This is a genomic window from Vogesella sp. XCS3, from assembly GCF_020616155.1.
In the GTDB taxonomy this organism is placed as follows: Bacteria; Pseudomonadota; Gammaproteobacteria; order Burkholderiales; family Chromobacteriaceae; genus Vogesella.
In genome coordinates, this window is sequence record NZ_CP085531.1 from 73296 (window position 1) to 85951 (window position 12656).

13 protein-coding genes are annotated in these 12656 nt (G+C 49.8%); all 13 read left to right on the top strand.

What is annotated here, in order from left to right; all coding sequences use genetic code 11:
• Positions 1-13: 13 nt before the first annotated feature.
• A complete protein-coding gene (locus LCH97_RS18225; protein WP_227305823.1) occupies positions 14-814 on the top strand; it encodes a type IV secretory system conjugative DNA transfer family protein in 801 nt (266 codons plus the stop codon).
• The gene (locus LCH97_RS18230; protein ID WP_227305808.1) at positions 814-1932 is read left to right on the top strand and encodes a type IV pilus twitching motility protein PilT; all 1119 of its coding nucleotides are present in this window, start codon (positions 814-816) and stop codon (positions 1930-1932) included. Before LCH97_RS18225 ends, LCH97_RS18230 begins: the two co-directional genes overlap by 1 nt.
• Positions 1933-1937: 5 nt before the next feature.
• On the top strand, positions 1938-2192 hold the full coding sequence (locus LCH97_RS18235) for a hypothetical protein (protein WP_227305810.1): 255 nt from the start codon (positions 1938-1940) through the stop codon (positions 2190-2192).
• Positions 2193-2200: 8 nt separating this feature from the next.
• A complete protein-coding gene (gene icmT / locus LCH97_RS18915; protein ID WP_227305812.1) occupies positions 2201-2458 on the top strand; it encodes an IcmT/TraK family protein in 258 nt (85 codons plus the stop codon).
• Complete coding sequence (locus LCH97_RS18245; RefSeq protein WP_227305813.1) at positions 2458-3369, top strand: hypothetical protein; 912 nt, start codon at positions 2458-2460, stop codon at positions 3367-3369. The genes icmT and LCH97_RS18245 overlap by 1 nt, the downstream gene beginning before the upstream one ends.
• Before the next feature lie 77 nt (positions 3370-3446).
• Positions 3447-3893 (top strand): toxin co-regulated pilus biosynthesis Q family protein, encoded by a 447-nt coding sequence (locus LCH97_RS18250; RefSeq protein WP_227305814.1) that lies wholly within the window; start codon positions 3447-3449, stop codon positions 3891-3893.
• An 11-nt stretch (positions 3894-3904) separates the two neighbouring features.
• A complete protein-coding gene (locus LCH97_RS18255) occupies positions 3905-5557 on the top strand; it encodes a PilN family type IVB pilus formation outer membrane protein (protein WP_227305815.1) in 1653 nt (550 codons plus the stop codon).
• 1 nt (position 5558) lies between these two features.
• A complete protein-coding gene (locus tag LCH97_RS18260) occupies positions 5559-6848 on the top strand; it encodes a hypothetical protein (RefSeq protein ID WP_227305816.1) in 1290 nt (429 codons plus the stop codon).
• Entirely contained in the window at positions 6838-7254 is a 417-nt protein-coding gene (locus LCH97_RS18265) for a hypothetical protein (RefSeq protein ID WP_227305817.1), read from the top strand. Before LCH97_RS18260 ends, LCH97_RS18265 begins: the two co-directional genes overlap by 11 nt.
• Positions 7255-7281: 27 nt before the next feature.
• Complete coding sequence (locus LCH97_RS18270; RefSeq protein ID WP_227305818.1) at positions 7282-9012, top strand: GspE/PulE family protein; 1731 nt, start codon at positions 7282-7284, stop codon at positions 9010-9012.
• A 13-nt stretch (positions 9013-9025) separates the two neighbouring features.
• Positions 9026-10900, top strand: coding sequence for a hypothetical protein (locus LCH97_RS18275; RefSeq protein ID WP_227305482.1), 1875 nt, complete (start codon positions 9026-9028; stop codon positions 10898-10900).
• Complete coding sequence (locus LCH97_RS18280; protein WP_227305485.1) at positions 10900-12006, top strand: hypothetical protein; 1107 nt, start codon at positions 10900-10902, stop codon at positions 12004-12006. Before LCH97_RS18275 ends, LCH97_RS18280 begins: the two co-directional genes overlap by 1 nt.
• An 80-nt stretch (positions 12007-12086) precedes the next feature.
• Positions 12087-12656 carry a type 4 pilus major pilin gene (locus tag LCH97_RS18285; protein ID WP_227305487.1) on the top strand — a complete coding sequence of 190 codons (570 nt, stop codon included), beginning with the start codon at positions 12087-12089 and terminating at the stop codon, positions 12654-12656.

The following is a 12656-nucleotide window of genomic DNA, read 5'->3' on the forward strand; positions in this document are numbered from 1 at the left end:
CTCATTGTTGGTGATGATTTTCTTTGGTGTATTTGGCGTGGCCAATGCGGCCACTCCGATCCCCAATGAAGATAGCTCCGCGCTAAAAAATGCGCTGAACTGGCAGCCAAAGTCATACCTGTCGGAAGAGGCCGCGCTGAAAGTTAAGGCCGTCTACAATGCAGGATTGTCATACGGTGCACAGCTTGGCCAGGCACGAGAGACGGAGCGGCTTAATGCGATGTTGCAATCCCAAGATGCGTCTCTTTCTAGGGTGTTTGATTTTTCCAAGCTCCTCCTTCCTGACTCTCTGCTTCCTCCGGTTCTTTCTTCTGCAAGAAATACTGTCCGCTTGGATAGCCCAACTAGCATGGTTTCTGTTGAGGCCTCTTATCGCGTAAAAGAGGATGCACGCTTTGTGACTACGCCGCCTTCCTGGTGGGATTACATGCAGCAGCCTGTGCCTGAAGTAAGAGAGCCTGACGCAGCGCTGAAGCCCCAAACTCCAGAAGAGAAAAGTGCATGGGATGATGGTGTTCGCCAGGGGTGGGCTACAGGGGTTCTTGCTGCGAAAAGCGCTTATGAGTCAAAGCTTTCCCAATTGAAAGAGAGCTTCAACGGCATGCTGATGTACAAAATGCTCTGGCTGAAAAACATGGTTGATCCGCCGAAAGTTGTGAAGCAGGAGCAGCGAGTTGTGGATGCTGATGGTGGCATCGATGTGAAAGTAAATCGCAAGGTAATTTCTCAGCCGGTTATCTTTGTGAAGGATCTGACACGCTGGAAAGCCATCATGACTGACGGGGCTGCCGAGTTCTTCGGGGGGGGGATGTAATGTCTGCACCTGAAAGTCAGTTTGACGTAAGCACCAAATCGACTCGTGCAGACCTTGAGAGCCTGCTCAATCGGTTTGGCGATGCGAGCGACGTGTTCCTGAAGCAGGACACATACCCGGTTGCCAAAGTGCATGGTCGGAACAAGCTGATCATGGAGCGCAGGCTTCAGCAGAACGAGATGAGAAGCCTGCTGACGGCCGCATACAAGGACAATGTAAACGGCTACGACATGGTGATGGGTAAGGCAAGGTCGTTGGACTTTGTGTACGAAGGGGTTGATGGCCAGCGATATCGTGTTGCTGTTGCCCGTGATATGCAGACAGAAACATCGGGCCCTTCTGCTACGTTTCGCCGGATTAAGCCTGATCCGTGGACTTTGAAAGAAGCAGACACACCCGACGACCTTGTTTATGTCAGCCGTACGCAGCGGTCAGGATTGATTTTGGTTACTGGGCCAACCGGTTCCGGTAAATCTGCGACCCTTTCCTCCTTACTTCGTGATCATGTGGAGCGCGAAAACTCATCGTGTATTCTCCGAACGATCGAAGATCCTGTTGAGTTTGTCTACGGGCATGTCGCTGCGCCAACTGCGGTTGTCGATCAGTTACAAGTTGGAACATCGGTAGATAGCTTTTCTGATGGTATTCGGGCGCATCTCCGAATGGCTCCAACTCACATGTTGGTTGGTGAAGTGCGTGATGCTGAAACGGCCCAGGCAGCAATTTGGGCAGCTCAATCAGGGCATTTGGTATACGCCACGATGCATCCCAACACAATCCCAGAGCTGTTTGACTATTGGTCAAAATTCTTTCCGCAAGCTATGCGGGCAGTGATGATTTATAACCTCGCGACCACCCTTAAATATGTGGTTTGTCAGCATTTGGTTCCTACGATCGATGGGAAGCGTATCCCTGTCCGAGAGTGCCTGGACTTCACCAAGCTGGGCGGTGCCGGTAGCATTGCACAAGAGATCGCCTCTAATGCTGATCGCGTTTTTCAGTTAATGAGAGAAAAGGTAAAAATTTATGGCTTGCCGATGCGTGAGAGTGCGCTTTCTTTGATTCAGCAAGGCAAAGTGCGCCAAGAAGATGTAATTACCTATCTGATGAGTGGTTAAGTTCTATGGCAAAAAAACAGATTCTACCTGATAAATATTTAAAAAAAGCTAAAGAATTTCTAAATAGGATTCCCTACGAGGGCTTGCAGGCCTGCGTGGGGATTTTAATATTCCTGGCGGGTATGACTGTGGGGGCAGCATGGTCTGACTCTCAGGGTAAAGGAAATATATCTGGCGCGTCGGAAGCGAACATGAGTTACGCGGGGCATGATGGGCAGGGCCGCCCTCAATATATTGTTAGAAAAGAATCTCTGTGGTGAGGTGATTTATGGATGGGCAATTGTGGGTTTCTGCGGCTAAACCTCCAAGGTTTACGCCATGGCTTGATTCTAGGGCTTTTTATATTCTACCTGTCATTATATTGAAATGCCGCTGGTACACCGTGATAGCCATGCTCTTGATTTTTGCATTCTTGATGTACTTCGAATACAAGGGTGTTCCAATCGAGCAGGCATTTCGCTATTTGAAGTCGAAAATTGCTGGGCGAACTTACTACGCACGGCCAAAATACAGGAGTCCTGACTGATGGCGGCTCGTCAAGGAGGGGATGGTTCTAGCGATGATCGTTTGTATATGATTGTCGGGGTGGTGGCTCTGGTTTTGGTCGGCATGTATTTTTTACCGCAATTGATTGTTAAGTGGATGGAAAGTACGTACGGCCGGTATGAGTATCTATCCAGTATTCCACTCATTGGTGCCCCATTCGCATATGGTGCTGCTTGGCTAAAAAGCGAACCTACTTTGACTAGAGCCATTGTCTTGGATTATATCTTGGGCTGGCTTATTGCAATTCCGATTGCGCCTTTTTTGATTAGACACATTAAGACTGAGATGTTGGTGCGGCGGGTTTGGTCTAATAGGCCTGCGAATCGTCAGATGTTTAATAGGGTTATAAAAGCAAGGGGTGTTGATCCGAAAGAGCGGCAATTGTATCAAGTCTCAGAATGGATGGAGATAAACAATCTGGACTTCAAAGCGCCGGATTTTGATGAAAAGTTCCTGATGTTGCTTGAGTCGCAGATTGGCGCTCCATCGAATCCGCAAGATCCGCTGCTCGTGGGTTTTGCCCGTCGCTTAGGTGTAAGTGCAAAATTGGTCAAGCTGGCATGTGATAAACATGCATATCGTTCGACGGCCATGGTTCGCCTGCTGCACCACCATCGTGAAAAGCACGGTGTGGTTAGCTGTGACTGGGCAAGGCCAATTCTCTTCCGAAACGGCCATCCGGAGCTTTGGGCTGCGCTGGGAAGTGTAGGCCGCAAGACAGTTTTTATCGAAGGGGCCGGGATCATGGCTCACTACTATATGGAGCTTGCAGAGAGGAAGCCATTGCGTGATGTGCGGCTGTATGGCTGTCTTGTGATCATGCGGCGCTACTTGAGCCAAACTATACAGCAGATACTGCAGCAGAAAGGTCTGCCAATACCTCAAGTGTAGGATAGTTGTTTTATTTGCCTTATGATCTAAAAAGTTTGATATCATACCTATTGAAGTGAATCTAAAAGGTTCAAGAGATGAAACGGAAAAAACTGATTTTTGTATTGCTGTACCTTGGCGTAGCAGGGCAAGCAAGTGCGGGATTTCTCTACCTGGAGCAAGTGCCCGCGCTAGCAGAAGCTGGTCAGAGACGTGATGTGCTTGCAGGGGGTGGAGGAGAGCCTGGAAAACTCGATTCGGACGGTAAGCCGATCGTTTTCGGCGCTGAGCGGAAGACTCTCCAACTGGTTCCGGGCAAGGGGCGGATATCTTCGGTGTTGCGTGATTTTGCTCGCGCTAATGGATGGGAACTCGCCTGGGAGGTCGATCGTGACTTTCCCATTGATTATCCGGCGACATTCAACGGCACGTTTTTGGATGTGATTGAGCAAATTGCAAAATCTCTTCAGAACACTGATTCTCCTGTGCGCGTCAAGGTCTACGAGGCAAACAAGGTTCTTCGCGTAATCCACGCGACACGATAAGGAATACCCGGATGAAAAAGTTCGTTGCGGCGGTGTGTGGGACTGCAGTGCTCTCGGGGTGTGGTACTCCGGGAATGCTTCAGGCAACTGATAATCGAATCAATGATTCCCAGGCTGTGCTGAGGAAAGCAGAAGCTAATCTGGCGTACCCGACCGCTGAGTTGATCGAGCGCGGCAGTGGGGCTTGGTTTGCTCAGCGCTCTATCGTTGTCGATGAGATCGATACGCTTCCAACTCGATTCGCACAGTCCGCCAGTTTCGCGACGGGCAAGGCTCTGGCCTTGTCTCTGATTACCGAACAAGTGGCTAAAGAGCAGGGTATTACCATCCGACTGGCTCGCGATATTTTTGGGATCACACCTTCTAAGACCTCCAGCGGAACTGGTAGTAACCCCGTAACAAGTGGGTCGGCTGCGATGCCAACCGCCCCGATAGGTATGCCACCCATCCCTGGTGGTATGTCTATGCCTGGTCTTTCGGGTGGCAGCACTGCAAACCTCGCGAATGATGCCGAGCCAAGAGCTTTGCTGAATTATTCCGGCACCCTACGTGGGCTGCTCGATGCGATTGCAAACAAAACCGGCACGAACTGGACTTATCGAAATGGCATTGTCGAGTTCTCACGACTTGTCACGCGAACCTTTCAGATCAAGACTATGCCCGGAGCTTCGACCTACTCGGCAAAAGTAGGGAAAAGCTCCCAGAGTAGTTCGGCTAGCACAGGTGGCACTACTGGTGGTATGCAGATGAATTTCGGCTCTGACTCTTCTGTGAGTATGACCTCAGAGTTGAACTACTGGGACAAGCTGAGCGAAACCGTTACCAGCATGTTGTCCTCAATGGGTAAGGCAATTCCATCGCAAATGACGAGTTCCATTACGGTGACTGATTCGGCCGATGTCGTTGAGCGTGTACGTCGTTATATCGACAGCGAAAACGCTGTTCTTGGTCGCCAGGTCAATCTTTCCGTTCAGGTCTTCTCCGTTCGTCTCACTGAAGATTCGGCGGCCGGCATTGACTGGAATTTGGTTTACAAAGCAGCAAGTAGCGGCTGGGGCTCATCTTTCAAAATGGCCGGAGATGCTTTGACAGGGTCTGGTGTGTTTGGCGTAACGATGAATTCAGGTCAGTTTGCAGGCTCCTCCATCCTCTTTAAGGCATTGAGTCAGCAGGGGCGTGTAAGCACGGTTGTTAATACCAATGTTGTGACCCTGAATAATCAGCCGGCACCTGTTGCTGTCACCAGCAACCAGGGTTACCTCTCTAAGGTGACTGTCGCTGCTGCGACTACCGGCACCAACCCGTTGGCTGGTATTGAGCAGGGCGTGGTTACTACTGGCTTTGTAATGAATCTGCTGCCGACACTCTTGGATAACCGCAGCGTAATGCTTCAGGTGCAGATCGATATGTCGGAGCTGCTAGAGCTTAAAGAAGCAAGCTCCGGTGAAAGCACCATTCAGACGCCGAGCACTTCCTCCGTGCAAACGATGCAGCGAGCATCTCTGAAATCCGGCCAGACTTTAATTCTGAGCGGTTTTCGAAGGTCGAAGAATAATGTCTCTCGCAAAGGCGTTTACGCCTATGAAGGCGGCTCGAAGTCTGCTGGTCAAAATGATGAAGAGATCATCATCGTGATCTCTCCTCAACTAACTGAGGGGGTGTGATATGTCCAGAGTGCTTTTTGGCAATCTGGTTATAGAGCTTCAGTGGGAGAACCTGCTCGGTCTCAATAAAGAGTCCGACGAGGTGCGAGAGCTTGCTGCTGGTAGGAATGGCAGCAAGCAATATCTGGTTGTGCAAAACGCGCTGGGTTCTCGCGTTGCTGGCTTGGCAGATTTGGCTGCTAATGTTCGGAAAACTGAGTTTTTTGCACTGGCAGGTTTGCTTCGGGCGGTTACCGATGATCAGAACATTGTCTTTTTGCATACTGATCCAGATGATATCTCAAACTTTGTCTTCATCGCGATTCAGGACGGGAAGCCGGAGAGTGATCGTGTATTACCCCGAGCTGCTGCTATTGATGCTGCCATAGATTTCATCCAGAAAATCGGAGCCGGGGTAACTATTCTGGGAGATATCGATGATTCCCAGATCCAGGTGACTCGGCATGTGAATCTAGAGGACATCGCCACATCACTGACTGATGAAGAAAAATCTGGGTACAAGCTGAACCCTCTGCCGTCTAAAGGTTTCGGCGGACTCCTGCTGCTGATTGTCGCTTTGTCCATCCTCGGCGGAGGGTATTGGTGGTGGGCGGATGTCGCTGAGAAAGAAGCACAGGCCAAAATAGCAGAGGCTACCGCAGCTCAGCCCGATCCCGTCGTTGAGTACAAGGCACAACTCCAAAATGCACTGAAGCTTGAGCCGCTTAGCAGCGGAGTTGCTTATGCGAAGGCGGTGGAGACCATTATCCTTGGCCTGCCAAGTGAGGTGGGTGGTTGGAAGGTAAATCGCCTACTTTGCAAGGAAAAAACATGCATGGTCATTTGGGTGCGTCGTGAAGGGGGTACGTTTGAAACCATTCTCGCACAACGTCAAAATACCCAGTTTCAGGATATGAATACTGCTGTCGAAAACATTACGTTTTTTGACTCGCCGGGGAGTGGGAATGAGGTGTCTCCGGTTTCTCGTGAGCTGTTTTACATGAAGGCTGGGGTTCGGATGCAGACTCTTGAAGATGCGGGGAAGCAGATCGAAAAGGATAAAAAGCTCATGAATATTTCTCTGTCAAAGCTGGAGCCCATTGCTCCATTGCCAGTTTCATTGAAAAGGCGATCAAAGTCAGTCGAGGTCATTTCTAAAGGTGACTGGAGTATGAAGGGCCATCTTGCTTTCATCGACTCTGTTTCGGGACTTATGGCTCAAGCAGGAAATATGTCGCTTACCGAAGTTTCTGTTGTGCTTGATGAGAAATCGCCTGAATTTACGGCGCAGGGGAAATTTTATGTCAAATAAATACATTGTGCTTTTTTTGCTGATCCCGGCAATTGTCTCAGCTGAAACGATCGACCGCTTTGCCAAAGGTACGCTTTCTGCTGCTCCGGGGGCTCCTGCTGGAGTTGCGATCGGACTTCCCGCCATCCCTACAGGTATTCCACCAATTCCTGTAGCAGGCGGTCAGTTGCCTGGGAAAGATGGATCTACTCAATTGTTTGATATCGTATTCATTCAAGGAAAAGGTAACTTGCATAAAGTTTATCTGGTAATAGATGGTAAATATGGAAAATTGGCAAGAGCAGGCGATGTAGTTCAAGGGTGGAAAATTCAAAAAATCGGAGAAGATTTTGTCGATATTTCCAAAGGTAAAAAAATTAAGCGACTCCTGATGGATGCAGGAACGGCAACTTCCGATCAGCGTTAAAAGCGATATCCAAGGGGCAGTCTAGTCATGGTTAAAGAGTGGATCAAAAATAATTTTGGTTGGACTTCTGCGTCCAAGCCAAGTCCTTCGCAGGGGGCACGTAGTCCAGGTTCGGTGACTGGTCTGTCTGTCCGTAGGATTGGTGCACTTAAGACAGAGGCCATTCGCCATCATGGCTGGAAGCCGGAGAGTGATTTGTCACTTTCCGGCTATGAAAATCATTCGATGGTTCTCTGCTCTGTGAAATCCAAGCAATATATTTTGCTTTTGGAAGAGGTTGCTTATAGGCAATTTCAGAAAACTGATTTTCTTCAGCGCTTCGATACGGCTGTTCGCGCAAAAACGAAGTTGGCTTGCTTCGGTGTATTTGTTGGGACAATGGAGGAGATCCTCCTTGTCCACTCTCAGTTACAACAGCATGGAGCAGAGTCCAATGCTAGAGATGGGGACCCTAAGACCGGGGGCTATCGGAACTTTGATCTTATAGTTGAGAAGGGTATTGATCTCAAGGCGTCAGATCTCCATCTTGAGTTTCGTGATAAAAGTCATGTTGTGGTGAAATACCGTATTCATAGCAAACTCAGAGAAACCGATAAGAAAGATAGGTTGTCGAGAGATTTTAATGCCATGATGGACGCTGTTTCAACCGCATTTAACTCACGGGCAGATTCAAATAGCCGTAGTCATGGCCATTTTGATGAGAACAAGCATCAGAGTTGTTCTATCCCGATATCACTAAGGAATAGAGATTATCAGCTGCGGTTTCAGAGTATTAAAGAGAATCGTGGCAATGATGTTGTTCTCCGAATATTGCTAAATGAAGCGGTTGAAAGTGACATCCTAAGTCTCTCGCAGCTTGGCTATTCTGAGGATCAGGTGGAAGTTTTGGAAGATTCGGTTCAGCGATCTCCTGGTCTTTTGATCATTGCAGGTGAAACAGGGTCTGGTAAAACGACGACGCTTCGTACCTTGATGACGTACGAGAGAACTTCAGGAAAGAAGTTTTACTCGATTGAAGATCCAGTGGAGTATATTCAGCCTCATGTGACTCAAATTCCAGTCCAGAGGAAAGCTGAGGAGAGTAAGAGTGAAGGGGTAGAGACGCCATTCGGGGCAGCAGCAAAGGTTGTATTGCGAGGTGATCCTGACAAAATCATGAGCGGAGAAATACGAGATCGCGAAACAGGGTCATTTGCGAAATCGATGACGCAAACTGGGCACCAGGTTCTTTCTACTGTTCACGCATCAAGTTGTTTCGGCATTATTCCTCGCCTTTCTGATGATGAAATTGGCATGCCGCTACACGCATTGGCCTCGCCTGATTTTTTAGTTGCGCTGGTTTATCAGAAGTTGGTTCCAGTGCTTTGTCCGGAGTGCTGTTTGCCGGGGATGCAAGTGCTTGACGACGATTATCTAATGGTTATCGCATCGCTTGGCCTGGATGTTGAAAAAATTAGAGTGGAAGGCGATGGGTGTCCTCATTGCCGCCACCTGGGGACTAGTGGTCAAACTGTGGTAGCTGAGGTGTGTGAGGTGACTGAAGAAATGCTGCCAATGATTCGGGAAGGACGATTCTGGGAGGCGGAAAAATATTGGCGCTCTATGAGTAATGGAAAGTTACACGATCCTAATATGCTAGGAAAAACAGCAATGGAGCATGCGATTTATAAAATGTCGATCGGATTGCTTGATCCGCGAGATGTCGAGTCGGCGTTCCGCAAGCTGAAAAAGTATCGCCCACATAACACCGTAAATTAAGCCGGGAGTAAACATGTCTGAAGATGCATTCAAGAATTTATTGTCTCGTTTTCGTCGTTCTTCTCCACCTGAAGATAAGGCGCGTTTCGCTGAGAGTGCTTCTCTAGGCGAAGTGGACGCCACCAGTAACCCGGAATCCCTTGACGGCTGGGCTGGTAACTTTGGCGTGAATGTTGATGTTTTGGTTTCTATTGATGCCGGCGAGAGTTTTGTACAAAAGGTAGAGGCGATTTCTGCTGTCGAGAATGAGCGTGGTGTGGTTTTTGGTGATGTAGAAGAGGGGAACGGCGATATAAGTTTTGGTGCGTCGCCCGCTCGCCTCGTCCGTCAGGAACAGGGGGTTTCGCCAGATCGGATGGCTCTTTTTCAGCGGGTTGCCCAGGAGGCACGTGGTGAGGGAGCTGAAACTACTGAATCGTTCGACATGGGCTACTCAGTAGATATCGCATCTGTTGGACTTCATTCTAATGGGGGGCTAAAGGCGATTGATCAAGGGAGTGAGAATGCGCTACTGCCAGATTGGGCGCGCTCTGCAATTCAGCTGGGTTTTCTTGGCGAAAGTCTGTTTGATGTTTTTCAAGGTATTGATGCTCTCGGCTTGATTGACGACGTAGCTTATGCAAAGCAAGTCGTGTCCCACTGGTCTGTGCCAGCAGTTTACGTTGAGTTTTCCGAGCTTGCCTCGCTCTCAATTAGCGCTCGGACTGATTTGCCGGAAGGTACTCGGCAGGGTGACCGTCTTGGCCGAGATGGATATTTCTTCCTAAAAGGCGATAGCCGTAAGACAAATGCGCTGATCGTCGTGGATGGCTCCTCACTTGTAGCTGCTTCTGCCGTTAAGACCATTTGCAATAGCCTGGATGCTGCAGGGAAATCTTTCTTTGTAGCCGTCCTGTCTTCCCACGAATACCGCTGGGCGGTTCGCCGGTTTGTTTGGCCGGAGATTGTGGTTTCTGGTGATGCTATCTATGCGCTATCCGTCAGCGATGCATCGCGTGCTTATGCGGCCCCCATCGGAAACGGCCGCCGTTTGATTTTACAAGAGTCAGTGTATGGCACAGAGGCGATTGTGGCATTGGGTGAAGAAGAGGTGAAGAGCGCGGCTGGTTCTTCTACGCTGTTTATGAACACATCTAGTGATGGGGTGTGGGTGTGTGATTTTGGTGTTGGGGAGGAGAGGAACGGCAAGACAGCTCCGCTGTCAGCCTTCGGCCTCAATGATCAAGTCACGATAGATCGCCTGATGGCAGAGTTTTCCCGTCCGGGGGCGATCGTGTTTGTAGCGGGTGAACTGGCGTACCAAATGACTGCTTCTCTCGTGGCTGCTGCTTGGCATCGCGGGGTTCCAGTTGTTCAAGAGCAGGGGAATTCGATTGATGGCGTAGCGACTGTCCTGGTGAATCCTCGCGCAGAGGTTCTCCGGCAATTTGCTTCTCCTGTTATCGCGGTCTACCCAGCAAAAAAAGCGTCTCCGGAGTCAGCGCTTATGTTCATCTTCGGCGAAGATCCGGAGTGGGCGAGAGGTCGGGTTGTAATGGGGGTAAGTGTAGTGCGTGTGCCGGGCTTGTGCCCTGTATGCGCGTTGCCTGTCGATGCTGACCAAGCTGCGCGTGAGCTGACGGAAGTTGTGAGTGACTTTCGTGGCGCTAGATTCGAAACAGTTCGTACTCGCAATGTTCAAGATCCGTGTTGCGGCAATGGGTATGCCGGGGAAGTATGGTTGAGTGAGGTATGGGACAGTCGAGTATTTCAGAAAGAAATCGGGGCGACGATGCTCTCGGATCTGGTTGAAAAAGGACTTCGCAATGATCAGCGAATCAGCTCCAAATTGCTGAATGCTGTGCAGGCTGGCGTAGTTGATTACCGCGTAATCGGGGGAGGGATGTAATGCTGGAAAAACTCAAACGTCTTATGGGAGTGTCAGAGTCTCGCAGTCAGCAGTATGTCGGGTTGGCCAAGGCAGTCAGAAAGTTTCTGAAGTTGCGGGCCAAGTTCTACAGTGACTTGGCCGATTCGATCGAAGATGGTGCCAATCCGTATGAGCTGTTTGCGAAGAAGCATGCTACGGCTCGTGACCGAGGCAATACTTTGGCCCCGCTGTTTGCCCTGTGGCGCGATCGAGCTGCCTCCATGAATCTCAAGGATACCTGGAATGGGACGATCCCAGCTGACGATCTTATGGTGATCGGTTCTGGCGAACGGGGCGATTTGCCTGAGGCGCTCCGCTTCTTAGCCAGGGTGGTCAAGATTCGTGAGCGCAATGCTAAGGCTGTCAAAGTGGCTGTTGCATTGCCGGTATTTCTTCTGATTTTGATGACGGGTGTGCAACTCGGGGTTGCCATGGGGATGATGCCGATCATGGAACAGATCATGCCCCCAGCGAAATTCCCGCTTATTGGGAAGGTGCTTTACTGGATGTCCGGTCTTATTCGGGATTTCTGGTTCGTGATTTATGGCTTGCCGGCAATTTTGCTTACGGGGTACTTCTGGTCTCTCCAGCGATGGACTGGAGCGATGCGGAACAAGCTTGACCGACATGTGCCGTATTCGATTTACCGTGACCTGAAAGCAAGTGAATTCCTGGTGTCTCTCGCGGCTATGTCTCAGGCCAATACGGCCACTTTTGATGCGGTTTGTTTGTTAGAGCAGGGTGCGACGCCCTGGATGCGTTGGCATCTGGCTAGAATTCGTCTTTCGTTGACCGGCAACAGGAGCATCCTGGCGGCATTGGACACTGGACTGTTCTCTGAAGAAATATTCGACCGAATCACTGAGTACGCCGAGCGAAGTAGCTTTGAGGACGGTATCCGCAAGATTGGCCTTGGAACGATTGAGGAGATTGCTGAAATGATCAGCGAGCGATCGACTTTGATCAGAAACATCCTTATCGTTGTTGTTGGTGGTTTCATTCTGCTGACTGTTGCGGGCATGTTCCTAACAGCCCTTGAGTCGGGCAATCAAATTCAGCAGCAGATGAATGGCGGGATGATGTAATTCTTTGCAAGAACACAAAAAAGTTTGTTATAGTATCAATTATAAGCAACATTTCTTAATTTCCAACGGTTGGAGTTTTTATGAAAATCTCTCGCATCGCGTTTAAGTCTGCTAAGCGTTCTTCGCTCAAGAAGCAGGCCGGTTTTGACCTTGTCCAGATTTCTGTGGCTGTTGCCATCATTGCATTCATCATGGCGATCGCCTTCCTGGCCGTCCCGACTGTGATGACCAACATCAAGGTGAATGCTGAGACTGGTGATATACAGCAATCCGTTTCGAATGCCGCTCGCGTGTCGGGTTCTGGTGCAGACCTGACGGGTCTCAATGCAGCTGCCGCGATCAACCTTAAGCTCCCGCCGCCTGATCGAATTTCCGGCACAAACATTATGAACCGCTTCGGTGGCACTGTTACGTGGGGCTTGTCGAACTTGTATGGCACCAATGACGGTATTGCTGTTACCTCGTCCGGTTACAATAGTGATGCGTGCGCCAAGCTTGTTCCTAACGTGCAGGCGATGTTCGCAAAAATCACTATCGGCACAACCGTTGTAAAAGACATTACGGCGGGCACTGCTTTGACTGCCACTGCACTGGGCACTGCGTGCAATGCTGCCGCAACCGTAAACATCAAGTACGAATTTGTTCGTTAA

Bases quoted from the DNA above. Each gene is read 5' to 3' on its own strand.
- LCH97_RS18230 (WP_227305808.1), top strand. From the start codon at position 814: ATGTCTGCACCTGAAAGTCAGTTTGACGTAAGCACCAAATCGACTCGT.
- LCH97_RS18255 (WP_227305815.1), top strand. From the start codon at position 3,905: ATGAAAAAGTTCGTTGCGGCGGTGTGTGGGACTGCAGTGCTCTCGGGG.
- icmT (WP_227305812.1), top strand. From the start codon at position 2,201: ATGGATGGGCAATTGTGGGTTTCTGCGGCTAAACCTCCAAGGTTTACG.
- LCH97_RS18260 (WP_227305816.1), top strand. From the start codon at position 5,559: ATGTCCAGAGTGCTTTTTGGCAATCTGGTTATAGAGCTTCAGTGGGAG.
- LCH97_RS18285 (WP_227305487.1), top strand. From the start codon at position 12,087: ATGAAAATCTCTCGCATCGCGTTTAAGTCTGCTAAGCGTTCTTCGCTC.
- LCH97_RS18250 (WP_227305814.1), top strand. From the start codon at position 3,447: ATGAAACGGAAAAAACTGATTTTTGTATTGCTGTACCTTGGCGTAGCA.
- LCH97_RS18270 (WP_227305818.1), top strand. From the start codon at position 7,282: ATGGTTAAAGAGTGGATCAAAAATAATTTTGGTTGGACTTCTGCGTCC.
- LCH97_RS18245 (WP_227305813.1), top strand. From the start codon at position 2,458: ATGGCGGCTCGTCAAGGAGGGGATGGTTCTAGCGATGATCGTTTGTAT.
- LCH97_RS18235 (WP_227305810.1), top strand. From the start codon at position 1,938: ATGGCAAAAAAACAGATTCTACCTGATAAATATTTAAAAAAAGCTAAA.
- LCH97_RS18265 (WP_227305817.1), top strand. From the start codon at position 6,838: ATGTCAAATAAATACATTGTGCTTTTTTTGCTGATCCCGGCAATTGTC.
- LCH97_RS18280 (WP_227305485.1), top strand. From the start codon at position 10,900: ATGCTGGAAAAACTCAAACGTCTTATGGGAGTGTCAGAGTCTCGCAGT.
- LCH97_RS18225 (WP_227305823.1), top strand. From the start codon at position 14: ATGATTTTCTTTGGTGTATTTGGCGTGGCCAATGCGGCCACTCCGATC.
- LCH97_RS18275 (WP_227305482.1), top strand. From the start codon at position 9,026: ATGTCTGAAGATGCATTCAAGAATTTATTGTCTCGTTTTCGTCGTTCT.